Below are 25,198 nucleotides of genomic sequence, written 5' to 3'. Positions count from 1 at the left end.
ACGCTCCTCGCGCTTGCCGCAGGCTCTGGTGAGATTCGATTCTCCGGGGAGGCAATGCGTCGCGTCGGCTGTCGAATTTTCCGGCGCTCCTGTGGGCGCGTGCGGGCCCGCGCCGTGCGCCGCGGGCGATCTGGAGCGCGCCTCCGCCCGGCATGCGCCGCCCGCGCCGTCCGCGCCGTCCGCGCCGTCCGCGCCGCCCGCGCCGCCCGCGCCGCCCGCGCCGTCCGCGAATGATTGCAGCGCGGCGGTTCCTTTTCGGCGCTCCTCGCGATACATGCGTTCCGTGTCCGCCCCTCCCGCCCTGGTCTGCCGCGGTCTGGTCAAGCGTTACGGCGACGTCGTGGCCGTGAACGGGCTCGACCTCGAGGTGCGGCGCGGCGAGTGCTTCGGCCTGCTCGGCCCGAACGGCGCGGGCAAGACGACCACGGTGGAGATCCTCGAGGGGCTGACCCGCCCCGACGGCGGCGACGTCGAGGTGCTGGGCGAGCGCTGGACGGGCGACGGCATCGCGCTGCGCCGGCGCCTCGGCATCCAGCTCCAGGAGACGCGCTTCCCGGACAAGCTCCGGGTCGGCGAGGTGATCGCGCTGTTCCGCAGCTTCTACCCGCGCGGGCTCGATCCGGAGGAGGCGCTGCGCCGCGTGTCCTTGCAGGAGAAGGCGGGCGCGTTCGTGCGCGGGCTGTCGGGCGGGCAGAAGCAGCGGCTGTCGCTCGCCTGCGCGCTCGCGGGCGACCCGGAGGTGCTCTTCCTCGACGAGCCGAGCACCGGCCTCGATCCGGCGTCGCGCCGCGAGATCTGGGACATCGTCGAGGACCTGAAGGCGCGCGGCCGCACGATCCTCCTGACCACGCACTACATGGAGGAAGCCGCGCGCCTCTGCGATCGGGTCGCGATCGTCGACCGCGGGCGGCTGCTCTCGCTCGGCACGCCGGCGGCGCTCGTCGCCTCGCTGGGCGCCGAGCACGTCGTGGAGATCGAGGTGGACGGCGCGCTCGACGAGGAGGAGCTGCGGGGCCTGCCCGGCGTGGAGGCCGTGCGCGCGGCGCAGGGGGCGCTCCGGCTCACGGTGCGCGACGTGGCGCGCGTGCTCCCGCCGCTGCTCGCGCTCTGCGCCGCGCGCGGCGCCGCGCCGAGGCGGCTCGCGACGCACCACGCGAGCCTGGAGGACGTGTTCATGGCGCTCGCCGGGCGGAAGCTCGCGAGCGAGGAGGCGGCGTGATGGCAAGGGGACTCCGCTCCCTGCGCGGCTCGCCGCTCGCGCTCCTCATCCGGGCGCGGGTGGTGGAGTTCCTGCGCGAGCCCGAGGCGATCTTCTGGATGCTCGTGTTCCCGATCCTGCTCTCGTCGGCGCTGGCCGTCGCGTTCGGGGGCGGGGCCGCCGAGCCGCTGCCGGTGAGCGTCGAGGCGGGCGCCGGGGCCGAGGCGCGGCGCGCCGCGCTCGAGGCCTCGGGGCAGGTCGCCCCCCGGGTGGTCCCGCGCGACCAGGCGCAGCGGGAGCTCCGGACCGGCAAGGTCGCGCTGGTCGTGCTGGCCACCGATCCGCCCACGTACTGGTTCGATCCGACGCGGCCGGAGAGCCGCGCCGCCCGGCTCGAGGTCGACGAGGCGCTCCAGCGCGCGGCGGGGCGCGCGGACGCGTTCCGCCCGGCCGCGCTCGAGATGACCGAGCGGGGCTCGCGCTACATCGACTTCCTCGTGCCCGGGCTGCTCGGCATGAACGTGATGTCGACCGGGATGTGGGCGATCGGCTTTTCGATCGTGCAGCAGCGCATCGGCAAGCTCCTCAAGCTGTTCGTCGCGGCGCCGATGAAGCGCTGGCAGCTCCTGTTCGCGCACCTCGGGGCGCGGCTCGTGTTCCTGGCGATCGAGGTCGTCGCCCTGCTCCTGTTCGCGGTGCTCGCCCTCGGCGTGCCGATCGCCGGCTCGCTCGCCGCGCTCGCGCTGGTCATCGTGGTCGGCGCGCTGTCGTTCGTCGGGCTCGGCCTGCTCGTCGCGGCGCGGCCGCGGACGCTCGAGGGCGTCTCGGGCCTGACCAACCTGGCGATGTTCCCGATGTGGATCTTCTCCGGCGTCTTCTTCTCGACCGAGCGCTTCCCGGCCGCGATGCAGCCGTTCATCCAGGCGCTGCCCCTCACGGCGCTGAACGACGCGCTCCGCGGCGTGATGCTCGAGGCCGCGCCCCTCGCCTCGCTCGCGCCCGAGCTCGCGTTGCTGGCGGGCTGGGGCGTCGTCTGCTTCGCGCTCGCCCTCAAGCTCTTCCGCTGGCAGTAGCCCCCCGCGCGGCGGCCAGCGGAGGCGCGGGACGGTTCGCCGGCACCTCCGTCGCATCATGCTCCTGGGACCCGGCCAGCCCACCGGGCCACGTCGCGCGACGTTCGCGACGTTGTAAAATATTTTTAATTTATATAACTTGAAACAATGCTGCCATCACGCTCTTTGCGCTGCCTTCTGGCTGTGAGCTCCAGTGTTACAGCCGTGCTCCTGGCCGCCGCTCTCCCCGCGGCGGCCGCCACGTCGTTCACGACGTTCGAATCGGGCCAGGTCCGCCCCCTGGCCCTCTCTGCGAACGGCAAGCTGCTCTTCGCGGCGAACACCCCCGACAACCGGCTGGAGATCTTCCGCGTCCAGGCCGATCGTCTGCGGCTCGAGGCGTCCGTGCCCGTGGGCCTCGAGCCTGTCGCCGTGGCTGCCCGGGGCGACGACGAAGTCTGGGTGGTGAACCACCTGTCCGACAGCGTGAGCGTGGTCGATGTTCGAGACGCCAAAAGGGCGCGCGTCGTCCGCACGCTGCTCGTGGGTGACGAGCCGCGCGACATCGTGTTCGCCGGACCGAAGCGCTCGCGGGCCTTCATCACCACGGCCCACCGCGGGCAGAACATCCCCTTCGATCCGCAGATCACGACGCCTGGCGTGGGGCGCGCGGACGTGTGGGTGTTCGATGCCAGACAGCTCGGGACCTCGCTCGGCGGCACGCCGCTCTCCATCGTGACGCTCTTCAGCGACACGCCGCGCGCGCTCGCGGTGACGCCGGACGGCAGCCGGGTCTACGCCGCCGCCTTCCACTCGGGCAACCGCACGACCTCCATCGACGAGAGCCTCGTGCCGAACGGCGGGGAGGCCGCGGGCGGATTGCCCTGGCCCAACACGAATGTCGAAGGCGTCCCGCAGCCCGAGGTCGGGCTGATCGTCAAGTTCGACGGGGCCCACTGGGTCGACGAGCTGGGCCGCCCCTGGGACGACATGGTGCGCTTCTCGTTGCCCGACAAGGACGTCTTCGTCATCGACGCGACCGCCAACCCGCCGCGTCAGGTGGACGGGCCAGGCGGCTTCTTCACGGGTGTGGGGACCGTCCTCTTCAACATGGTCGTGAACCCGGTGAACGGGAAGGTCTATGTGTCCAACACCGACGCCCGAAACGAGCAGCGCTTCGAGGGGCCGGGCCTCTTCGCTGGCCACAGCGTGCGAGGCCACCTGCACGAGAGCCGGATCACCGTCCTCGGCCCGGGCGGCGTCGTCCCGAGGCACCTCAACAAGCACATCGATTACAGCAGCTGCTGCGCGCCGGTGCCGAACGAAGAGAGCGAGAAGAGCCTGGCGCAACCGGTGGAGATGGCCGTGACGCGAGACGGCGCGACCCTGTATGTCGCGGCGCTCGGCTCGGACAAGATCGGCATCTTCGACACCGCGAAGCTCGAGAACGGTACGTTCGTGCCCAGCAGGGCGAACCAGATCCGCGTCCCTGGAGGCGGCCCGACCGGCCTCGTCCTCGACGAAGGCAGGCGGCGGCTCTATGTGCTCACGCGCTTCGACAACGCGATCTCGGTCATCGATACACGGACCCGCCGCGAGGTCGCGCACGTGCCGATGCACAACCCGGAGCCTCCGAGCGTCGTCCGGGGGCGCCGCTTCCTCTATGACGCGTCGCTGAGCTCGAGCCACGGCGACTCGTCCTGCGCGAGCTGCCACATCTTCGGCGACTTCGACAGCCTCGCGTGGGACCTCGGAAACCCGGACGGCTCCGTGCTGGACAACCCGGGACCGTTCTGCACCGAGCTCTTCGGCCTGGATCCGAGCCTCCATCCGATGAAGGGGCCGATGACGACCCAGAGCCTGCGCGGCATGGCGAACCACGGGCCGATGCACTGGCGCGGCGACCGCACGGGCGGCCACGATGAGCCCACCTCCCAGCCGGACAGCGGCGTGTTCGACGAGCGGGCGGCGTTCAAGAAATTCAGCGGAGCGTTCGTCGATCTGCTGGGGCGAGACGAGACGATCTCAGAAGAGGACATGGAGGACTTCACGGACTTCATCCTCCAGGTCACCTATCCGCCCAACCCCATCCGCGCGCTCGACGACTCGCTCACGCCCGATCAGCTCGCGGGGCGCGCCTTCTTCGGGGGGCCCGTCTCGAGCATCCTCGGCACCTCGTGCATCGGGTGCCACGTCGTCGACCCCGACGCCAACCCCGACGACTTCGCGCCGGGCTTCTTCGGCAGCGACGGCGGCTCGGCCAACGCCAACGAGTCTCAGGTCTTCAAGGTCCCGCACCTGCGCAATCAGTACCAGAAGGTCGGGATGTTCGGCATGGCGGAGTCGTTCGTCTTCCCGTTCGGCGGCTCCAACGCGCACATGGGCGACCAGGTCCGCGGCTTCGGCTTCCTCCACGACGGCGCCGTCGATACGCTCTTCCGCTTCAATTCCTTCTCCGATTTCGTCCAGATCCCGGAGAACCCCGGCGGCTTCGCCGTCGGCCCCGAGGGGGACCTCCTGAAGCACCAGGTGGCAGCGTACATGCTGGCGCTGGAGTCGAACCTGAAGCCCATCGTGGGCCAGCAGATCACGCTCACGTCGTCGAACGCGGCGGCGGCCGGCCCGCGCGTCGATCTGCTCGTGGCGCGCGCCGACGCCGGCGACTGCGATCTCGTGGTCAAGGGCTGGTCGCACGGCGCCGAGCTGGGCTTTGTGTACATCGGGAACGGCTGGTTCGACCCCGACCGCGTGCGCGAGCCGTTGCGATCGGACGCCGAGCTCCGCCTGCTCGCCACGGGGCGCCGCGGCGAGCTGACGTATACCTGCGTGCCGCCCGGGTCGGGCGAGCGTATCGGCATCGATCGCGACGGCGATGGCTTCCGCGACGGTGACGAGCGGGACGCGCGCAGCGACCCGGCCGACCCGAATCGGGTTCCGTGATGGGGGTGGCCGCGGCGTGACGGGCCCGTGCGGGGGCGCCTGCGAGCACGCCAGCGGGAGGACGACCGTCGAGCGGCGGGCCGGCCGCGGCCGGGTGCTTCCCTGACAGCAATGCTTCCGCAGCGCGGGCGGTCCAGTGCTGCTCTCGCAGCACTGCCTCGTTGCCGGCGAGGGGAGGCGCCTTGCTCCCGGCCGGTGCGCCCGTGGCTCCGCCTCCGGGCACGACGCTTGCGGTGTGCGGCGCGGCCGTGCGGCGGCACGCGCGCGCCCGCGCGCGAACGCGAGGACCGAGGACATCCATGAGCGACCATCAACGAAAGATCCGTCTGGGCGCCTTCTTACCCGGCGCAGGACACCACGTGGCAGCGTGGCGGCACCCGGAGGCGCAGGCGGACGGAGGCATCAACTTCGCGCATTACAAGCGCATCACGCAGGCCGCGGAGCGGGCCAAGTTCGACGCCGTGTTCCTCGCGGACGGGCTCGCGCTGCAGAGCCGGCCGGGGGCGCAGGGCCGCACCGCCTACGGGGCCAGCTTCGAGCCGGTCACGCTGTTCTCCGCGCTCGCGGCGGTCACCGAGCGCATCGGCTTCATCGCCACCGCGTCCACCACGTACGAGGAGCCCTACCTCCTGGCCCGCAAGTTCGCCTCGCTGGACCACCTCAGCCAGGGGCGGGCGGGGTGGAACGTCGTCACCACCGGCGGGGGCGAGGCGGCGGGGAACTTCGGGCTCGACGCCCACCCCGACCACGCGCAGCGGTACGTCCGGGCGCGGGAGTTCGTCGACGTGGTCACCGGCCTCTGGGACAGCTGGGAAGACGACGCCTTCCTCCGCGACAAGGCGTCGGGGATCTATTACGACCCGGAGAAGCTGCACAGGCTCGATCACAAGGGGAAGTTCTTCTCCGTTCGCGGGCCGCTCAACATTCCGCGCCCGCCCCAGGGGCACCCGGTGATCGTGCAGGCGGGGTCCTCGGAGGCGGGCAGGGAGCTCGCCGCGGAGACGGCCGAGGTGATCTTCACCGCGCAGCAGACGCTGGAGGACGCGCAGGCCTTCTACGCCGACGTCAAGGGGCGGATGGCCAAGTACGGGCGCCACCCCGACCAGCTGAAGATCATGCCGGGGGTGTTCCCCGTGGTCGGGCGGACGGAGTCGGAGGCCCGGGCGAAGTACCAGGAGCTGCAGGACCTCATCTTGCCGGAGGTCGGCCTCTCGCTGCTCTCGGGGCTGTCGGGCGGGGTCGATCTGTCGGGGTATCCGGTGGACGGCCCGCTGCCCGATCTGCCGGAGACCAACAACAACAAGAGCCGGCAGGCGCTGATGTTCGACATCGCCCGCAAGCGCAACTTCTCCATCCGGGAGCTTTACCTCTGGGTGGCTGGGGCGCGCGGGCACTGGACGATCGTTGGCTCGGTGGAGCAGGTCGCGGACCAGCTGGAGGCCTGGTTCACGCAGGGCGGCGCCGACGGGTTCAACGTGATGCCGCCGTGGCTCCCGGGCGGGCTGGACGACTTCGTCGAGCTGGTGATCCCGGAGCTGCGGCGGCGGGGGTTGTTCCGCACGGAGTACGAGGGCCGCACGCTGCGCGAGAACCTCGGGCTGGCCCGGCCGGCGAACCGCCACGCGAGCAAGGCCGGGTCGCGGGCCTCGGCGGCCTGAAGGCGCGCCGTCGCGCGCAGGGCGCCTGGCCCCCGGCGGAGCTGCGCGCGGCGGGGCGGCGCCGATTCACGCGCTGGCGGTCGCGTTCGACGGGAAGCTGATGCGGGCGGCGCGCGTCCCCGGGGAGGTCGCGCCGTGAAGCTCGGGCTGCGCGGCGCGCCTCAGCCGCCGTCGATGATCTCGATCCGGTTCCCGAACGGATCGTCCGTGTGGAACCGCCGCACCTCGGGCAGCTCGTCGCTCCAGCGCACGGCGTGGCCTGCGGCCTCGAGCGTCGCTGCGATGTCCTCGATGCCCTTCACGACGAGGCCGGGGTGCGCCTTGCGCGCCGGCCTGAAGTCGTGCTCCGCGCCGAGGTGGACCGCCACGGCGCCTGCGCGGAACCAGGCGCCGCCGCGCGACGCGAGCGGCTCGGGCTTGGGGACGTGCTCCATCCCGAGCACGTCCCGGTAAAACGCCACGGCGCGCGATTCCTGCCCGGGCGGCATCGCGAGCTGCACGTGATCGATGCAGACGAACGTGAACGGCATAGGCCACGTATACAAGAAAGCAGGGCAGATCGCGAGCGGCCCCGGGCGCGACGCGCGCCGAACGAGCCGCCGTCCGGCGGATGGTGTTCGCCGGATTCGCGCGAATCCACGCGTCGTTTGCCGCCTCTCTCGACCGCTCCGCCGCGATTGACGAGCTGCCTGTGTCATCCAAGGTAATCGGGGCTGGTCAGCTGTGTCGTGGCGACTCTGTCGGTCTTCGGGGCAGCGGTCGAGCAATCTTGTCTCGCCCTTCAATCAGGAGATTCCACATGGCTGAATCGAGGAGGATCGTCGTGCTGCTCGCAGCCTCGTTGTCGGCGGCGATCGCCGGCTGCATGGCGGCGACGGACGAGGGGGATGGGCGGGAGGACCCCTCTGCCGCCCTGGCGCCGGCGGACGTCGAGGAGAGCGTGGGTGAGGCGTCGGCCGCTCAGCAGTGTCACGGCTGTCCGCCGGGGACCACGTATGTCGCCGTGGTGAACACCTGTGTCACCGAGCCTGCCAGGTTCGATGCCACGCCGGGGGGCTACGGGTGCCGTTACGGCGCCATCCTGACGGGTCGCGGCAACGTCATCTGTTTGCCGGCCTCGGAGTGGGGGCCTGTGCCCCCTCCGATCGTCGCGATAGGCCCCGGCCTTCCGGGACCGCAGCCAGGCGACTGGCTTCCCCGCGCCGCGGCCTCCCGGGCTCCGCCGCTCAGCCGCGTCCCGCCGGGTCCACCCCCATCGTGCGCAGCCGCTCCTTGATGTCGTCGGACAGGCACATCCGCGACACCATGTCCTCGAACGTGTCCCGCCGCCGGATGAGCCGGCTCTTCCCGCCGTCGACGAGCACCTCCGCCGGCCGCAGCCGACCGTTGTAGTCGTAGCTCATCACGTGCCCGTACGCGCCCGCATCCATCAACACGACCACGTCCCCCTCGGCCACGTCCGCGGGGAGCTCGCGCTCGCTGATCCACATGTCCGTGTTCTCGCAGACCTGCCCCGTCATCGCCATCGGGGCGGTCTTGCCGCGGCGGCCGTTGATCCGCACCTCGTGATACGCGCCGTACATCACCGGCCGCGCCATCGTGTTCATCGAGATGTCCGTGCCGATGATCGTCTTGTATCCCTGCTTGATCGAGATCACCCGCCCGAGCACGTAGCCCGCGTCCCCGACGAAGTAGCGCCCCGGCTCCATCACGAGGCGCGGCGCCTTCAGGCCGTGCTCGGCGCACTTCTTCTGCACCACCGCGGCGATCTCGCGGGCGACGGCGTCCACGTCGAGCGCCGGCTGCTCCCTCCGGTAGGGGATGCCGAGCCCGCCGCCGATGTCCAGGAACGCCAGGTCGAAGCCGAGCTTCCGCGCGACCGGCCCGATCAGGTCGAGCAGCTTGGCGGTCACGTGCGCGAAGCTCTCCGGCTTGTTCGCCTGCGAGTGCGGCATCATGTGCACCCCGAGCCGCTCGACCCCGTTCTCCAGCGCCGTGCGGTAGGCGTCCTCCACGTAGCGCGGGTGGATCCCGAACTTGGCCGACGGCCCCGCGAACGGCTTCAGATCCGGCGTCGCGATGTCCTCGCCGCTCGGGTTGATCCGGAACGACATGCAGCGCGGCCGCCCGAGCGCGAACAGGCGCCGCAGGATGCCGTGGTCGTCCACGTTGAAGATCACGCCGGCGCGCAGCCCCGCGGCCAGGTCCTCGTCCGAGAGGCTGTTGCCCGTGTAGATGATCTGCTCGCCCGAGAGCCCGAGCGCCTGCGCCAGGCGGATCTCGTTCGGGCTCGCGGCGTCCACGCCGGAGCCCTGCTCGACCAGGAGCTTCGCTATCTCCAGGTTGTTGCACGCCTTGATGGCGTAGAAGACGGACACCTCCGGGTAACAGCTGCGCAGCGCGCGCGTGAGTCGGCGGAAGTTCTCCCGGATGCGCTCGGCATCGTAGGCATAGAGCGGCGTGCCGTACTGCTCCGCGAGGTCGCGGACCGAAATGCCCCCGATCTTGATCTCTGCCTCTTGCATACTCCTCATCGCGTCAACGCTTCAGAAACGCTTCAAATTCGAGAGAACACCCGAAGGAACCGTTTGCAGGTTTGCAGTACACCAGCATACCATGTGCCACCGGCGTCCGGCAACGGCGCGCGCGGCGCGGGCCTTCCGTGGGGCCCGTCCGTCGGCGAGCGCGGAGCGCCGCCTGCCGGCTACGTGGCGTCGGTGCGGCTCGTGTCGGTGAGGCTGGCGTCGGTGAGGCTGGCGTCGGTGAGGCTCGCGCCGGCGTGGTTCGCGCCGGCGTGGTTCGCGTCGCTGCGGCTGCTGAAGAGGTGGCGCCAGAGCGCGCCGAGCCCGCCCACGAACAGCGAGCCGTTCCGCCTGTCGATGTCCTCGACCGCGGCGGGGTCGAACGGCAGCTGATGCGGGTCGATCACCTCGAGCAGGGCGCGCTCGTCCGCCGTCGGCGACGGGTGGAGCCTCAGCCGGCACGAGCTCCCGGGCGTGCGCGGCCCGGTCGGGGGGCTCGCCAGCCCGTCGAGGTACGCGACCAGGTCGTCCGCCCGGTCGAACTCGGTGTCGCCCAGGTGCTCGCCGATGAGCGACGCGCGCACCCTGCGGATCGAGCGGCCCAGCGCGTCGCCCGGGTCCTCGGCCTCGACCGAGGCGTTGATCTCCGTGTCGATCGACAGGCTGCGGTTCGTCAGGTTGGCGGAGCCCACCGTGAGGAACCGGTCGTCGACGATCATCAGCTTGGAATGGATGTACGTGGCGCGCTCGGCCGTCTCGTCCTCGCCGCACGCCGGCAGGGTGTAGTAGATGCCGAGGCGGTGGCCGGTCTCGGCCGCCGCCGCGCGCAGCGCGCCGAGCACCTTGGCCTGCGAGAGGCCGACGGCGATCTGCTCCTTCATCGTCTCGGCCTCCATGTTCAACACGAGCACCACGTCGAGCAGCGGCCGGCCCTCGGCGCGCATCCGCCGCACGATCCCCTCGGCGATGACGTGAGAGCTGAAGTACTGCGTCTCGATGTAGATGAAGCGCTCGGCGGCGTCGATCGCGTCGAGGTAGAGGTCGCGGATCTCCGTGCAGCTCGGGGCGCCGGTCGGCGCGCCGTGCGGATCGGTGCGGCTCAGCGTCACGTGCCGCGCCGCGATGGGGGTGCCGCCCTCGGGCCGGTAGTCGGGGAACGTCGGCTCGGCCCCCTCGAGGTCCGGCAGCGCGATGGGCACGCCGCCGGCGCGCCGCCAGCGATCCGTGAAGATCTCGGTCAGCGCCCGGGCGACCTCGCGGCCGCGCAGGTAGGCCTGCACGTCGTGAAACGGCTTGTGCGGCTCCCCGCGGCTGACGCGGAGCGGGTTCTTGTTCGCGTGGCTGCGGTCGTCCCAGCGGTGGTCGCACAGGTCGAGGCCGCCGAGGAAGGAGAGCTCGCCGTCCACCACCACGAACTTCTGGTGGTGCGAGGCGCGCTCGACGTGGGTGGAGTCGAAGAGGAAGTGCAGCCTCTGGTTCGTCCACTCGAAGACGAGCTGCTGCAGCCACTCGCGCTCGAGCGCGAACACGAGGTGGAAATCCCAGGCGAGGATGAAGATCTGGAGATCGGGGTTGATCTCGCAGAGGTGGTTCAGGAACTTGAGCAGCGTGATCGGGCTCGACACCTCCGCCTCCCGCCCGCCGCGGAGCAGGGCGACGTCGCTGTCGAACTGCCAGCCGGCGAGGAGCACGTAGCGCCGCGCCTTGGCGGCGACCCGGTAGAACTCAGGGTAATACTCGTCGGCATCGACCAGAAGGCCGAAGTCGTCCACCGGGGTGTTACACCACGTGTGACGCCGAGGGTCGATGATCTTGGCCATCGCCCCTTCCTTAGCGACGCGCGAGGCGCCCCGCCAGGGCGCCGCGCACGCCGTGGGCCGGAGCCGCCGGCGCCGCGCGGAGGAAGCGGCGCGACCTCGCTGCCGAGACGAGCACGTCAGACGAATGACACCGAGTCATCACGTTCGCTCCGCGGCATCCCTCTCGGTCTTTGCCTTCATCGGTCATTCCCGTCGTCGCGCCGCCGCGCCTTCACGTCGTTGCGTCCGGGCGCTCCGCGCCGTGCGGCTCTGGCCTCGCGTGCGCCTCGATGAGCCGCTTCAGGCCCGCCACGTCCGCTTGGTCTCCGCTCGCCTCGCCGATGACGGCGAGGCGCTCCGCCTCGTCGCGCGAGAGGTCGGGGCATATCCATTCCAGCAATGCCGCCCAGTCCGGCGAACCGTCGCAGCTATAGCAGTCATCGGGGATCGGCGTATCGTCGGGGAAATTCCGGAAAACGAAGTACGGCATCGCATCTACCTTTGTGCCGAGATCACGGGCATGTCCTCGTCCCGGCTCGCGTCGCGCCGGCGTGACAGCCGGTCGGCTATGGAGCCGGCCGCGCGGGGGAGCAAGCCCATCCATGCCCGCCTCGGCCCGTTCGCCGCCGATCGCGCCCGGAGGGCGGAGGAGAGCCAGCGCCTCGAGCCGAAGCCCGGGGCGCTCCTCGACCTCGCCGTGTGCCACGAGAAGGTGGGGAAGCTCGCGACCGCCTGGGCCGATCTCGGCGCGGTGGAGGAGGTCGCGCGGCGCGAGGGCCGGAGAGACCGCGGAGAGAGCATCGCGCCGGCGCCACGTGCGCGCCGGCGCTCGGGCGTGTCAGGGGGTGGCGCAGCCGATCCGCTCGGGCGCGACCGCCACGTCGTCGTACCACATCGAGCGTGCGGGGCCGTGGAAGCCGAGGTAGCCGAAGCTGAACGTCTTGAAGTCGAGCTTTTTCCAGCCGGTCTTGTCGATGATCTTGGTGCCGTTGGCGTAGATCTGGACATCGCCCTTGGTGCCGTCGAAGTAGGCCTCCATGCAGTGCCACTGGTCCTTGGGGAGGCTCGCGCCGCCGCTCCCGCACCGGAAGTCGCCGCCCATCGGCAGGACGACATCGTCGTGCAGGTTCAGGACGATCTGGCAGTACTGCTCGGCGACCTCCACGTTGTCCCCCTCGTTCGGCTCGCCGGTGCCGGTCATGGCCTGGAAGTAGGCGTTGTGGTCGGACTGGCCGAGATCCACGCTGCTGCGCACGTAGAGCCGGACCCAGAACGTCGGGCCGGGCGCCGGGACGGAGAGCATCCTCCAGTCGTAGCCGCCGCCTCCGGGCTTCACGTGCAGCGAGCGGGCGCCGGCGTGGACGATCGAGGCGTCGATCTCCATGTTCTTCAGCGCGTCGGCCGCCTGGTACGACGGGCGGTACGTCGCGCCTTCGGGGAGCCCGTCGCCCTCGAAGTCGGCGCAGAACGTCGCGGTCGCCGGGCACGCGCCGGTCGGCGTGCCGGTGCCCGTGCTCGACGTGGTGCTCGTCGCGCTCGGCGTCCCGGTGCTGCTGCTGGTCGTGGTGCTGCTGCTGGTCGTGGTGCTGCTGCTGGTCGTGGCGCTGCTGCTGGCGCCGCCGCCGGCGCTGCTGCTGCTGGCGACGGGGTTGCCCGTGCCCGAGCTCACGCTCGACGCGCCGCCGGTCCCCGCGCCGGAGCCGCCGGCGCCCCCCGCGTCCGAGCCGCCGTTCCCGTCGTCCGAGCACCCCGCCGCCGCGGCGGACAGGGCCAGACAGGAGATCCCAACCCACGTGAAGCGTGCGATGTCGCGATGCAAAGAAGAAGTCATGTCGATGCCCGAAAGGTGATAGGCGCGCTCGCCGGAGCTGCGCTGCCGCAGCGCGGCACGTTCGCCGTCGTCTTAAGAATCCGCCGCTCGCGTCGGGGCGCGATCCGCGCTCGACGCGGGTCACAGCTCTAGCAGAATTCGCCGCGCCCCGGGAGACGTTCTTCCGGATCTAGTCTTGTTGTAACTCTATGCAGCGATCATCGAGGCGCGATCGCCTCGCGCAGGCGCTCGAGCGCGCGCTCGTGCTCGGGCGTGAGCGAGGCGGGGGGCGCGCGCCGCGCCGCGCCCGGGTCGCCGTCCCATGCGTCGTCCGTGCCGAGGTAGGCGGCGCTCAGGGTCGGATCGACGCTGAAATCCAGGGGCAGGACCCGCTCCGTGCACGACGTGTCGAGGGGCGCCTCGGGATCGGCGATGAACTGGAGCAGGATCTCCAGGTCGCACGAGGCGCCGCTGCTGGTCGGGCTCTCGAGGCCGTGGGGGGCCCGCGGAATCATCACGAAGGTCTGGTTCGGGCCGGTGAAGTGGCGCTCGACGGCCTCCGGTATCGCGCTCGGGATGAAGTCGAGCCCCCCGTGGAGGAGCAGCAGGGGCACGCTCGTCGTGGCCCACTGCCCTGCGTACGCGTCCGGGGTGTACCGCGGCCAGCTCTCGTGGACCGCGGCGGCGTCGTCCGTCAGCCCGAGGGCCACGTTGGCCTCCGCGAGGTACTCCTGCATCTCGGACGCGGGCGGCGGCGGGTCGGCCCAGAGCTCCGACAGCATGATGTTGTTGCGGAGCACCGGGGAGTAGAACCGCAGGGAGGGCGAGAGCGGCTCGGGGAGGGGAGCGAGCAGGATCCCCGCGAGGTGGGTGAACGCGGCGACGTCGGCAGGAGAGCACCGGTCCAGCCGGTAGATCAGCGCCGGCATGAGCGGCCGCGGCGCCCATTGATAGAGGAGCTGCGCGAACAGCGCCTGGAAGACCGGCCGGTCATATCCGAGCGCGGCCACCTCCGGGCAGGCGCCTTCGTCGAAGGCGTCCAGGGTCTCCGTCATCGTCCCCCACGGGTCGGCGCCGAGCTTCTCCGAGCAGGACGGGTCGTCGCCGCAGAGGCCCATGAACCGCTGGCCGAGGTCGTTGAGCCAGACATCGATGTCCGAGAGTCGCGAGTTGACGGCCAGCGCGGTGAGCGACACGGCCGCTGGCTGGTCGGGATAGAGCTGGAGGTAGCGGTGACCCCAGATCGATCCGTAGGAGCCGCCGAAGACGATGACGTCGCCGCCTGGGGCGCGCGTCCGCGCGATGGTCTCGCCGACGTCGCGCGCGGCGTTCGTCACGGTGTAGCCCTGGATGTCGTCGCCCAGCTCGGCCTTGATCGACGGTAGACAAGCGGCCAGCTCGGCGTCGGTGAGATAGCTGCCGGCCTCGCTCTCCGGCGTCTCCCCGTCCGCGCAGCCGAGGCGGCTCGAGCGGCCGGTGCCGCGGTGGTCCGGCATGTACATGTCGAGCGTCGGGTCGACGCCGGCGAGGAACTGCACGGTCGGCTCGAAATCGGCGCCCGAGTACCCCGGCCCGCCGTTCAGGAGCCAGAGCTGCCCGCGGCTCGGCTGGGCCGCGGCGAGCTTGCGCTTGACGAAGAAGGTGATGGTCTTGCCTTCCGGCTGGTCCCAGCGGAGCGGGACGGGGATCTCGGCGCACTCGGCGTCCTCGCCGGTGCCGTCGGTGAAGAGCGGGCAAGGGGTCCAGGCGATGGCGTCGCCTCCGCCGTTGCCCCCTTCACCGCCGCTGCCGCCCGCGCCGCCCCCGCCATTGCCACCGTCGCCGCTGCCGCCGGTGCCGCCGCCGGTGCCGCCGCTGCCGCTCGTCGAGGAGCTCGACGACCCGGTTCCACCGGGATCCGTATCATCCCCGCATCCCAGCATGCCCTGGGCAAACAAGATGACCATCGCGCCGCAAGCAAGACTCGCCCTCATGCTCAACACTCCTGAAGAATGGGTGAGCCCCGCACCTCACGTGAAGGGCAACCGTTAATTTATCGACACGTCATGGCGGCTCTACCGGCCCGCGGCCGCGTGGCAAGCAAGAACCGGGGCATTCGGTGTCGCGCCGCGCCCGCGGCTCTCCGCGCCTTGGATCTCCGCAGCGACAGCGCGCTGACGCAGGGCGTGCGAGCCGCAGCGACCGCGACCTGGAACTGAGCGGGAACGGAACGACGGGAGGCGGGCGCGCCAGCGGCGTGGCATGTACGCTGCCGGTGCGCCGCCGCGGACGACCCCGGGCGGCCCACCGCGAACCCGGGCACCTCGTGCGATCTCAACGTCCAAGCCTCACGGCCTCCATCGTCGCTGCGCTGCGGGCGCTCTACACCGAGATGCCCGAGCCCTACCGCCTCGCGCCCGACCCGCTCGCGGCCCGCCTCGTCCCGTGGCCGCTCGCGCTGCCGGCGCGCGCGCTCCCGCTTGCGGCGGGCTCTCCTGCCGCCGCCCGCGCCCTCCACCGCGCGATCGGCGTCGCCATGTTCGGTGTCAGCTACCACGTCGCGCTCCGCACGCGCGCGATCGACGACGCGCTCCGCGAGGCCGCCGCGCGCGGCACGTCCCAGCTCGTCGTGCTCGGGGCCGGCCTGGACAGCCGCGCGATGCGCCTGCCCGAGCTCGCGGGCGTCCAGGTCTTCGAGGTCGATCACCCGAGCACGCAGCGCGACAAGGTCGAGCGCCTCGCGTCGCTCGCGCGCGGGGACGGCAGCGCCGCGGGCGCGCCGGGCGCCGCGCCGGAGCTCAAGGCCCGCGGCCTCGCGCGCGTGCCGGTGGACTTCGAGCGAGACCGCCTCGACGAGGCGCTCCTCGCGGCCGGCTTCCGCCCGGCCGAGCCCACGTTCTGGATCTGGGAGGGCGTGACCGTCTACCTGACGCGCGAGGCGATCGAGGCGACGTTGCGCCTCACGGCGGCGCTCTCCGCGCCCGGCAGCCGCATCGCGCTCACCTACGGGATGCTCCCCGACGCCGAGCTCCCCGCCTGGGCGGAGCGCGTGATCAGGGGCATGTTCCGCTCCCTGGGCGAGCCCGTCCGTACGCCGCTCGCCCGCGAGGACATGCATGAGCTCCTCGCGCGCGCCGGCTTCCGCGTGCTCTCCGACGAGTCGACCGTGGACTGGGCCGCGCGCTACTGGCCCCCGCAGCGCGGCGTCCGCGCCATCGAGCGGCTCGCCGTCGCGGAGCGCTGACGCGTGCGTCGAAGCGACGACGACGGTCCAGAGCGTAGGAGGCCCGGCGGTGCTCGGCGCAGGTCGGCAGCGCGCGCGACCTCGCGGCGGCGTTTGCCGATCGGAGGCGGCGGAGGGTTGCCCCCGCTTCCGCCGCCTTGTTAGCCTGACCGGGAGCACCGAGTCCGTCAGCGCAAGCGCGCGAAGTCCTGCGCGCCCTACATCCAGGAGGCCCATGCTGCGATCCGTACGCGTCTTCACCAACTGCGTCGATGAGGAGCAGCGGGCACAGCTGGAGCGAGCGCTGGCCCATTTTCACGCTGCACAGGGAGTCATCCGCATAGAGCCTTGCGGCGACACTGAAGTGCCAGTGAGCGTCGAGCGGCTCAATGTCACGAGGTTCTTCGCACAGGCCGCTGTCTCCGACCCGCAGATCGTGGTGACTGGACGACGGCTGAGCGACAACTGGTTCACACATGCGGAGCAACGGCGAGCGGTCATCTCGGTCGCGGACTGGACCATCGCCTTCGTCAACGAGCAGGGTGAGACTCCGCTCGGAGCTCCGGACGCCAACATCCTGACGTCGCTCGCGCTCACGACCCTGCTCGCGATCGCTGGCTGCAATGATTTGGATGTCCTCCACGAGACGGTCGGGTGCCTCTTCGATCTCTGTCTGAACAAGCCCGACCGCGCGCTCAAGATGCGCGCCGCCTACATCTGTTCTCGCTGCGCGACCAGGTTAGCTGCACAGGGTGTCTCATCCGTCGAACGGGACGCGATCAGCGCAGTCCTGGATCGCGTTCGTGCCCTCCTGCTGGGGCGCCGCCCTCAGGCCATGGCCCCCCAGACAGACGATGCCGAGGACGAATCCTTCGTCCAATACACTCCTCCCCCCGATGGCGTTCACCTGCCGCCTCGCCTGATCGAGGCGTGCGTCACAGGACGGCTGACAGTGCTGGTCGGATCGGGAATGTCCTTGCAGAAGGATGTCGCCGTGAAGTACCCTCCGAAGCTTGGATGGTCGTCCTTGCCGTCCTGGGGCGAGGTCCCGCGGCGACTTGCGAACGCGGTAGCTCACTACGCAGGTCGGTCCGTCGAGCCGAGGCAGACCGTGACCCTGGAGGAGCTGCTCGCCGACATGGATTTCTTCCGGCGAGCGCTGGGAGAAACCGTCTACTATCCGCGAGCCATCTTCGATCTCTTCTCGCCGCACGTAATCTCCCCTGGTCGCGCCAACCGGCTGCTCTTCAAGATGCCGGTTCAGTGGATCCTGACCACCAATTACGATTTCGTGCTTCAATACGCGGCTCCGCCGGGGACCCCGGTCTTCACATGGCGTGAGGCTCGACAGGCACGAGAGTATCTCGCAGCTGTGAGCGCACATCGCCCATTGTTAAAGCTCCACGGGTGCGCGTCGCGTCCGGATACCGTCGTGCTCACTGGCCTCGAATACGAACGCCTACGACAGAATGAGGAGTATCTCTCGCTGCTTCGTTTTGTTTTCGATTCCCAGGCTATCCTCTTCCTCGGTTTTGGTCTATCCGATCCGCTCGATCTCGATCTCGCGATGAGGCAGGCTCGGTACGCTGGCGCCGCGGAAGGCGAAAAATTCGCGTTGCTCCACCGCGATTGCGCGGCTCAAGTCCGAGAGAAGTTTCCACAGGTCCAGGTGATAACTTATCCCCATCATTCCTCGGTTCCCGCCATCATTGCCCAGCTCGTGCGAGCTGCGCGTCAGCGCCAACGGCCCTGACCTGTTAGAACGCCGATCGCATTGAAAGTGGGCAAAAATCGATTCATGGGAAGATGACCGCAAGGGCGCAAAGGGCGCGGGGGAGGAGAAGAATAAAAATCCCATCTCTGTCCCCTTGCGCCTCTTGCGCCCCTGCGGTATCTCCTCTTGCAGCATGCCATGCTCTTCCAGCTTGTTGCTCGGCGGCTCCGGCTGGTGCTGCAATCTGTTGAATTTAGCTGACTTTTAACACGTTTGTCGCTCTAGCGTGGTACCCCGAGAGGGCGGGAGGCGATTCGCTACCTTGCGGCGTCATCCCTTCCCGCCATCCTCCCGCCGGATCCCGAGCTTCCGCATCTTGCTTTGCAGCGTCGTCGGCTTCAGCCCGAGCGCCGCGGCCGCCCCGTCCTCCCCGTAGATCTTCCCGCCCGACGCCCGCAGCGCGTCCTCGATGCAGCGCTGCGCCGCCTCCCGGTACGTCATCGCGCGCCCGGCCTCGCGCGGCGCCGCGGCGAGCGGCGCGGACAGGATGAGCTCGTCCCCGGTCGACATCACCATCGACCGCTCGATCACGTTCTCCAGCTCCCGCACGTTGCCCGGCCAGTCGTGCGCCCGCAGCCGCGCCATCGCCTCCGCGCTCACCCGCGGCGGCCGCCGGCCGAAGCTCGCCGCGACCTTCTCCACGATGACCCGCGTGAGCGGCTCCAGGTCCTCGGGCCGCTCCCGCAGCGGGGGGACGACGATCGGGAACACCTGCAGCCGGTAGTACAGGTCCTCGCGGAACGCCCCGCTCGCCACCATCGCCTCGAGCGGCCGGTGCGTCGCGGCGATCACCCGCACCGACACGCGCACCGCGCCCTCGCCGCCGACGCGCTCGATCTCGCCCTCCTGGAGCACGCGCAGGAGCTTCGCCTGCGCCGCCCTGGGCAGCTCGCCGATCTCGTCGAGCAGCAGCGTCCCCCCGCTCGCGCGCTCGAACGTCCCGAGGTGCCGCGCCGCGGCGCCCGTGAACGCGCCGCGCTCGTGGCCGAAGAGCGCGCTCTCGACGAGCCCCTCGGGCAGCGCGCCGCAGTTCACCGCGAGGAACGGCCGCTCCGCGCGGCGCGAGAGCGCGTGGATGCGGCGCGCGATCACCTCCTTGCCCGTGCCGGTCTCGCCGCGCACCAGCACGGTCGTGTCCTGCCGCGCGACGAGCGGCACCATCTCCAGGAAGATCGCCCGCATCGCCGGGCCCCTCGCGACCACCTCCCGGGGCAGCGCGACGCGGTCGAGCTCCTCCTTCAGCGCCCGCTTCTCGCCCTGCGCGCGGCGCGCGATCGCCGCGACGCGCCCGAGGACCTGCACCTGCCGGAGCGCCACGGCGAGCAGGCGCCCCAGCGCCTCGAGCAGCGCGGGCGAGAGGTCGAGCGCCGCGCCCTCGCCGAGCTCCATCGCGGCGCAGCCGACCGCGCCCTCCGCGTCGCGGAGCGCGAAGACGGCGATCGCCTCGCCGCCCGCCCCGCGCCGGATCTCCGGCGCGCCCGGCGCGGCCGCGCCGCGGCGGAGATCGAGCCGCCGGAGCGGGAGGTGGCGCGCGAGCACGGCGCTCACCGCGGGGACGAGCGTCGCCTCCGTGTGCGCGCGCGCCGAGGCCTCGCCGAGGTCGGCGAGCAGGAGGAGGGCGCGATCGGCGGGGGCGGTCATCGGGCGGGGAACGACGCCACCGAAATGGCGTTGCGCGGCACCGTAGGGGCGTTGCCAGGGCCGCACAAGGCCGGCGCGAGCCCGGGAAAGGGCCGTTCGGGGCGCGGGTATGCGCCGTGCACATGCACAAAGGAGCGAGGAGAGCGCGGGCGATCGTTCCGCGGAAAGGACCCCTCATGGCTTACGTCATCGCCGAGCCCTGCATCGCCACCTGCGACACCGCGTGCGTCTCCGTCTGCCCCGTGGAGTGCATCCACGGCCCGATCCCGGCCGACGAGATCGCGCGCATCGCGGAGCTCCCGGAAGAAGAGCGGCAGACGCGCCTCGCGCGCCTCCAGCTCTACATCGATCCCGAGTCGTGCATCTCTTGCGGCGCCTGCGAGGGCGAGTGCCCGGTGGACGCCATCTTCGATGAAGACGAGCTGCCGGCCGAGTGGCAGCACTACCGGGAGATCAACGCCCGCTTCTTCGCCCAGCGCGCCTGACGCGCCGCCGGGCGGCCTCCCAGGGAGGGCTCCCAGGGAGGGCGCGCCCCGCGCGAACGGACGAACGGACGACAGGCGGCGACCACCACCTCGCCGAGCGCGGCAAGCCGAGCCACCGGGTGTTCTACAGCCGCCGCATCATCGCGTGGGTCGAGCGCTACTGCGCGAAGGAGCGCGCTCCGGACGGGGCGTGACCGCGATCTGCGCTGCCGCCGCCATGGCCCGATCTCCGCGCGCACGTCCGCGGGAACGCGGGGGCCGAGCGGTGGTACGATGGGGCCCGATCGGAGGACGTCATCCATGAAGGCCGCGACCGCGCTGGTGAAGGACATCCGCGAAGAGCTCCGCGACATCGACGATCGGCTGAGGGCGCACCCCTATCCGGGCGCCATCGAGCGCGGCGAGATCACGCTCGAGGGGCTGAAGGCGTTTCCGGGCCACCAGCACCATGTGGTGCTCAGCGACATGCGGTCGATGGCGATGATGCTCCAGCGCTTCGCGGACACGCCCTTTCGCGATTTCTGGAGCGGCGTCCTCCAAGGCGAGCTCGCGGCGCCTGCCGGGGTCGCCGCCATGGGCCAGAAGCTCGGCATGACGAGGGACGACCTGGATCGGTACGAGGTCACCGCGGAGGGATTCGCCTACGCCACCCAGATGGCCTGGGCGGCGGCCAACGCCTCGGCGGCCGAGATCGCGTGTGCCCTGCTCATCAACTTCCCTGCCTGGGGGTTCAGCTGCGGCAGGATGGGGAAGGCGCTCCGCGACCGGTACGGCTTCGGCCCGGAGCACACGGCGTTCCTGGACGCGTTCGCGAACCTGCCGTCGTTCGAGGACACCGCGGTCGCGATCGTGCAGGACGGGCTCGACCGCGGCGTGGAGCCCCGGGCGATCCGCCGCACGACCCGGCTATTTCAGGCCTACGAGAAGATGTTCTGGGACGCGATGCTGGCGCTCGGGGCGCGGCAGGCGAGCGGCTAGCGCCGGCTGCGGGGAGCGCGACCGGCGCTCGCGCTCTCCGCGGAGCCGCCCCTCGCTCACCCTTCCTCGCGCTCACACCCATACGTCTCGCGGATCTCCGCCGCCATCCGGTGCACCACCGCGCCTGCGTCCGCGCGCACGTGCAGCTCCAGCCCCGGCATCAGCTCCACGCGCCGCCACGCCCGACCGATCTCCGCCGCGTGCTCCCCCACGCCGGGCGCCGCGCTCGCGGGCGGCTCCGGCGGCAGCACCTCCTTCGCCAGCTCCTCGAGCGGGATCGCGGCGAGCTTCCGCTTGATCTCCGAGAGCAGCAGGTTGTGCTCGCGCAGCTTCTTGATCGCGAGCGCCCGCACGAGGTGCTCGCGGCCGTACGTGGTGCGGCGGCCGCGGAACGCGGGCTTGTCCATCAGCCCCTCCGCGAACCAGTGCTTGATCGTGCCGGTGCTCACGCCGGCGGCGCGGGCCAGCTCCAGGGCGCTGTAGCCGCGCGGGGCGGCGGGGGGCGTGGGGACCAGGGGCATCGAGACATCCTAGCCAGAAAACCAGACAAAGATCCAGGAAATCTAGAAAATATGCCCGGATTTTTGGATGTACAACGGCTTTATCTAGAAATTTATCGGTCGAATCAGGATAAATTGCAGCCAAATCGAGAAAATCAATTCAAAAAATAGGACGATCTTGCCCTGAATCCAGAAAAAATGCTCAGGAATCAGGCGAATCTGGCCGCTCCGACGTACCCCTTCGGTGAGCGCGCGGCTTCGCGCGCCACCTTGTAGGTCGTGCCGCCAAGAGCAAAAGAAGACAAACCACAGAGGGCACAGAGGAGAAGAGGAGAAAGAGCTCTTTTCTTTCTCTCTCCTCCGTGTCCTCTGTGCCTCTGCGGTTCAAATCTCTTGTTGAAGACGTGGCCCGATCGCTGGCGGCGTCGGCGCAGGCACGGCCGATGATACGGCGGTGTCTGGTGTGGAGAGCCTGCGCACAAAGAAGGGCGGCGCGCCGCGCCTCGCGACGCGCCAAGACCAGGCGGTGCTGCTGTGCATCGGGGCGTGCCTTGCCGCCGTCCTCCTCGCCTCGATCCTCCTGACAGGGTATCCCCCGGGCGTCGCCGTCGTGTCCCTCGAGTTCGACGATACCCTGGCGAATCAGCTCTCCGCGCGCGCCATCCTCGCCGAGCACCGGATGCATGCCACGTTCTTCGTGAACAGCGGTCGACTCGACCGTCCCGGCTACCTGACGGTCGCGCAGCTCCGCGCGCTCGCGTCCGACGGCCATGAGATCGGTGGCCACACCGTCGATCACGCGCCGCTGCCCGGCCTCCCCGCCGGAGAGCTGCGCCGGCAGATCTGCGACGATCGCCGCGCGCTCCTCGCGCTGGGCCTCGACGTGAGCGACTTCGCGTACCCCGCGGGCCACTACGACAGTGTCAGCGAAGAGCAGGTGCGCTCCTGCGGTTACGACAGCGCCAGGAGGGCGGGCGGGCTCGGCATGCCCCCGTGCATCCTCTGCGCACCGGCGGAGACCATCCCGCCGCGCGACCCCATGGCCACCCGCACGCCCGGCTCCCTCCGCCGCGTTCACCGCCTCCCCACGATCCAGGCGCTCGTCCGCCGCGCGCAGCAGGAGGGCGGATGGATACAGCTCACCTTCCACCATATCTGTGACGCCTGCGACGACTACAGCATCTCCAAAGAGGACCTCTCCACGCTCCTGGGCTGGCTCGCGGAGGAGCGCGAGGCGGGCCGCGTGGCCGTCCTGACGGTGCGTCAGGTGATCCGCGGGGAGGCGCCTCCCCCCGCAGGCTGAGGACGCCGCTCGACCGAACTGCAGAGCCCGCCGGGCCCGGGCGAGGAGCCCGCGTCTGCGAGCGCGTCCATCAAACTTCATCGGGCACAGTGGAACACGCACTCCGGGGCGCAGGCCTGCCGCACCCATGGTCTCGTCTCGTGAAAATGTTCTGCTGGACGCGGTATCGATACGATCAGCGAGTCCGAGTGATCAAAATTCGGAGCCGCGGGAATGTCAGGGGTGGGGTGGTCCACGGCGAGGGCGCCGTGTGCTGCCTGCGTAGAGCTTGAGGAAGGCAGGTTTTGATGTCCCTGAAGCGCGAGCGTTCTTGGATTCTCCGCGGATGAGCCTGTTTCGCAGAGGATCCCGGGCCGATGATCGGGATCGGGGCTGGCTCCACCTGGAGACGGCTGGGGAGGCAGAGGTCGCCACGCGTGCCCAACACAAACGCTCGATGCCCGACGGGCGTGATGCGCTCTTCGATGCATGGGTAAGTTCTTGAATCAGCGTCACTTTTTCAAGAGGGAGGCGGATCGCGCAAGGAACCTTTTGTCACCTGAGGAGAGCGTGGCGATGCGCCCTTGACATCCTCGGAGTCGCTTCGCTCTTCCTTTTCCCTCGGCTCATCCAACGACGGCGACGATCCTTTTCAACAAACTTTACACTCGCCTTTCTGCTCGGACGCCTCGTGCGAGGCGATGCGACCAGCCGCTGCCTGACGCCCCCCCCATCCGGCGTCTCGCCCAGCGGCTGCGCGGGAGCACGCACCAGGCATCCAGCGGTCACTAGGAGCACCATGCGAATCAACGATCAGGCAGGCTTGTCCACCGTGTCATTCGGCAAGATCTCGCAGCGCACGTTCTGTCTCGTCTCGTGCGTCACGGCCCTTCTGCTGGGAGCCTGCAGCAGCGGAGATCCCGACGCGGAGGGCACCGCTGGGGGAGGGGAGGGCGCGGGCGGAGCGGGCGGCGCGACCTCCGTCGCCAGCGGCAGCGGCGCGCCCACCTCCTCCTCCGCGACCACGACCTCCTCGTCCGCCGGACCGGCCGTCGGCAGCGGCGGCGGCGGCGAATCGAGCGGGACCGGCGTCACGCACCCGAAGGATCATTGCTTGGATGGCTTCGATCCCCATCCCAGCGACGCGACGATCAAGGACGGCCCGGCGGAGTTCGTCAAGAACGGCCAGACCGATCTCACGGTCCAGCCGGAAGTGATCGCCTGGATGCAAGAGAACGAATGGCAGGCCGCCCACTTCGAGTGGCACAGCATCCGGCGCTGCGGCCCCGGTGCGCTCGGCGGGATGAGCAGGGTCGATATCTGCAACTCGTCGGTCCCGGTCCCGTCGGACCAGGAGTGCAAGACCACGGGCGACGGCTTCCAGTTCCTCGCCATGCATCGGCACATGATCCAGTCGCTGAAGCAGCTCTGGCCGAATCACTCGGAGCAGTTCGAGGGCTTCGACAAGTTCCCCACGAGCGCGGAGGAGCTGCCCCAGCAGTGGAGAGCGGACTTCAGGCCCTGGAGCGCCACGACGATCGCGAACGCGAAGATCGCCGACGAGATCGACAAGCCGGAGAACCTGAGCCGCTTCCCGGACGAGGGCGCGTTCGGCATGTGGCTCCAGTGCTTCGCCGGTCAAGCCATCCCCGGTGCGAGCGTGAGCGCCAGCGGCCTGCACGGCGAGCTCCATTTCAAGTGGGTGCGCAGCAACAACACCGACCACGGCCTCGGCAACCAGTTCACGAACATCGACAACTACATGTTCTGGAAGCTGCACGGCTGGATCGACAAGGTCTGGGAGAAGTACCGCGTCGCCAAGGGCCTGTCGCCCGACGACCAGAAGCTGAAGGACGCCATCGCGGCCCAGTGCTACGAGATGGACGCGATCGCTCGGGTCATCAATCCTGAGCTGACCCCCGACCCGGTCGACCCCCTGCCCACGGAGTCGGGCGTGTTCCACACCAATGTTCGTCCGATCTTCGAGAGCATGGTCAACAAGTGCAGCGGGTGCCACGCCGCGCCGTCGACCGGTCCCCAGGCCGGTCTGTCGCTCGGCGGCGAGATCAGCTCGACGGACATCGTCGCGGGCCTCGTCAACAAGCCGGCCAAGGGCGGCGGGCAGTTCAAGCTCGTGGTGCCGGGAGATCCGGAGCAGAGCTGGCTCTACCGCAAGGTCGCGGGGACGGCGGCGAGCGCCGGATGCAGGCCCAGCGCCACGGCCAGCTGCAACACGGGCGTGATGCCGCAGAGCGCGGACAACAAGCCGACCCTGACGAGCGCCGAGCTCGCGACCCTCCGCCAGTGGATCCAGGACGGCGCGCCCGCGCCGACGAAGAACTAAGCTCTCCCCATCT

At 70.3% G+C, this 25,198-nt stretch carries 19 protein-coding genes; 11 read left to right on the top strand and 8 right to left on the bottom strand.

What is annotated here, in order from left to right; translation table 11 throughout:
• Positions 1-283: 283 nt before the first annotated feature.
• From WMF20_RS32910 to WMF20_RS32895, 4 genes are all read left to right on the top strand, one after another.
• A complete protein-coding gene (locus tag WMF20_RS32910; RefSeq protein WP_437605810.1) occupies positions 284-1,219 on the top strand; it encodes an ATP-binding cassette domain-containing protein in 936 nt (311 codons plus the stop codon).
• Complete coding sequence (locus tag WMF20_RS32905) at positions 1,219-2,271, top strand: ABC transporter permease (protein ID WP_437605809.1); 1,053 nt, start codon at positions 1,219-1,221, stop codon at positions 2,269-2,271. Before WMF20_RS32910 ends, WMF20_RS32905 begins: the two co-directional genes overlap by 1 nt.
• Positions 2,272-2,418: 147 nt before the next feature.
• Positions 2,419-5,190 (top strand): hypothetical protein, encoded by a 2,772-nt coding sequence (locus WMF20_RS32900; protein ID WP_437605808.1) that lies wholly within the window; start codon positions 2,419-2,421, stop codon positions 5,188-5,190.
• Positions 5,191-5,489: 299 nt separating this feature from the next.
• A complete protein-coding gene (locus WMF20_RS32895; protein ID WP_437605807.1) occupies positions 5,490-6,848 on the top strand; it encodes an LLM class flavin-dependent oxidoreductase in 1,359 nt (452 codons plus the stop codon).
• A gap of 161 nt (positions 6,849-7,009) precedes the next feature.
• Here the strand turns inward: WMF20_RS32895 and WMF20_RS32890 are convergent, their stop codons facing one another.
• The 5 genes from WMF20_RS32890 to WMF20_RS32870 form a co-directional block, all read right to left on the bottom strand.
• Positions 7,010-7,378, bottom strand: a complete 369-nt coding sequence (locus WMF20_RS32890) for a VOC family protein (protein ID WP_129578065.1) — start codon at positions 7,376-7,378, stop codon at positions 7,010-7,012.
• A gap of 696 nt (positions 7,379-8,074) precedes the next feature.
• On the bottom strand, positions 8,075-9,373 hold the full coding sequence (lysA, locus tag WMF20_RS32885) for a diaminopimelate decarboxylase (protein WP_437605806.1): 1,299 nt from the start codon (positions 9,371-9,373) through the stop codon (positions 8,075-8,077).
• Positions 9,374-9,552: 179 nt separating this feature from the next.
• Complete coding sequence (locus WMF20_RS32880; RefSeq protein WP_437605805.1) at positions 9,553-11,190, bottom strand: phospholipase D-like domain-containing protein; 1,638 nt, start codon at positions 11,188-11,190, stop codon at positions 9,553-9,555.
• Between the two features lie 211 nt (positions 11,191-11,401).
• Positions 11,402-11,659: a hypothetical protein gene (locus WMF20_RS32875; protein ID WP_129578064.1), complete on the bottom strand. Its 258-nt coding sequence runs from the start codon at positions 11,657-11,659 to the stop codon at positions 11,402-11,404.
• Positions 11,660-12,007: 348 nt separating this feature from the next.
• Entirely contained in the window at positions 12,008-12,553 is a 546-nt protein-coding gene (locus tag WMF20_RS32870; RefSeq protein ID WP_437605804.1) for a hypothetical protein, read from the bottom strand.
• On the opposite strand from WMF20_RS32870, the gene WMF20_RS32865 reads away from it, so the two are divergent.
• Positions 12,552-13,019 (top strand): hypothetical protein, encoded by a 468-nt coding sequence (locus WMF20_RS32865; RefSeq protein WP_437605803.1) that lies wholly within the window; start codon positions 12,552-12,554, stop codon positions 13,017-13,019. The two genes, WMF20_RS32870 and WMF20_RS32865, sit on opposite strands and share 2 nt — an antisense overlap.
• 178 nt (positions 13,020-13,197) lie before the next feature.
• Here the strand turns inward: WMF20_RS32865 and WMF20_RS32860 are convergent, their stop codons facing one another.
• Positions 13,198-14,952 carry an alpha/beta hydrolase gene (locus tag WMF20_RS32860; RefSeq protein WP_437605802.1) on the bottom strand — a complete coding sequence of 585 codons (1,755 nt, stop codon included), beginning with the start codon at positions 14,950-14,952 and terminating at the stop codon, positions 13,198-13,200.
• 332 nt (positions 14,953-15,284) lie between these two features.
• Between WMF20_RS32860 and WMF20_RS32855 the strand changes: the two genes are divergently transcribed.
• Positions 15,285-16,202 (top strand): class I SAM-dependent methyltransferase, encoded by a 918-nt coding sequence (locus tag WMF20_RS32855; protein ID WP_437605801.1) that lies wholly within the window; start codon positions 15,285-15,287, stop codon positions 16,200-16,202.
• A gap of 214 nt (positions 16,203-16,416) precedes the next feature.
• On the top strand, positions 16,417-17,934 hold the full coding sequence (locus WMF20_RS32850; RefSeq protein ID WP_437605800.1) for an SIR2 family NAD-dependent protein deacylase: 1,518 nt from the start codon (positions 16,417-16,419) through the stop codon (positions 17,932-17,934).
• A gap of 291 nt (positions 17,935-18,225) precedes the next feature.
• Here WMF20_RS32850 and WMF20_RS32845 read toward each other — a convergent pair whose 3' ends face one another.
• The gene (locus tag WMF20_RS32845; RefSeq protein WP_437605799.1) at positions 18,226-19,596 is read right to left on the bottom strand and encodes a sigma-54 interaction domain-containing protein; all 1,371 of its coding nucleotides are present in this window, start codon (positions 19,594-19,596) and stop codon (positions 18,226-18,228) included.
• Positions 19,597-19,772: 176 nt separating this feature from the next.
• Between WMF20_RS32845 and WMF20_RS32840 the strand changes: the two genes are divergently transcribed.
• On the top strand, positions 19,773-20,081 hold the full coding sequence (locus WMF20_RS32840; RefSeq protein ID WP_129578057.1) for a 4Fe-4S dicluster domain-containing protein: 309 nt from the start codon (positions 19,773-19,775) through the stop codon (positions 20,079-20,081).
• A gap of 300 nt (positions 20,082-20,381) precedes the next feature.
• Positions 20,382-21,059, top strand: a complete 678-nt coding sequence (locus WMF20_RS32835) for a hypothetical protein (RefSeq protein WP_165374322.1) — start codon at positions 20,382-20,384, stop codon at positions 21,057-21,059.
• Positions 21,060-21,115: 56 nt separating this feature from the next.
• On the opposite strand, the gene WMF20_RS32830 is transcribed toward WMF20_RS32835, so the two are convergent.
• Positions 21,116-21,580 carry a helix-turn-helix domain-containing protein gene (locus WMF20_RS32830; protein ID WP_129578055.1) on the bottom strand — a complete coding sequence of 155 codons (465 nt, stop codon included), beginning with the start codon at positions 21,578-21,580 and terminating at the stop codon, positions 21,116-21,118.
• Positions 21,581-22,013: 433 nt separating this feature from the next.
• Here WMF20_RS32830 and WMF20_RS32825 point away from each other — a divergent pair, with 433 nt between their 5' ends.
• Together WMF20_RS32825 and WMF20_RS32820 are read left to right on the top strand one after the other, a co-directional pair.
• Positions 22,014-22,862 carry a polysaccharide deacetylase family protein gene (locus tag WMF20_RS32825; protein WP_437605797.1) on the top strand — a complete coding sequence of 283 codons (849 nt, stop codon included), beginning with the start codon at positions 22,014-22,016 and terminating at the stop codon, positions 22,860-22,862.
• Positions 22,863-23,673: 811 nt separating this feature from the next.
• Positions 23,674-25,185, top strand: a complete 1,512-nt coding sequence (locus tag WMF20_RS32820) for a hypothetical protein (RefSeq protein WP_237245696.1) — start codon at positions 23,674-23,676, stop codon at positions 25,183-25,185.
• Positions 25,186-25,198 lie beyond the last annotated feature (13 nt).

It is taken from the genome of Sorangium sp. So ce834, from assembly GCF_051521425.1.
Lineage (GTDB): Bacteria > Myxococcota_A > Polyangia > Polyangiales > Polyangiaceae > Sorangium > Sorangium cellulosum_D.
The sequence above is the reverse complement of the archived record's forward strand: the minus strand, read 5'-3'. Positions and strand labels throughout refer to the sequence as shown.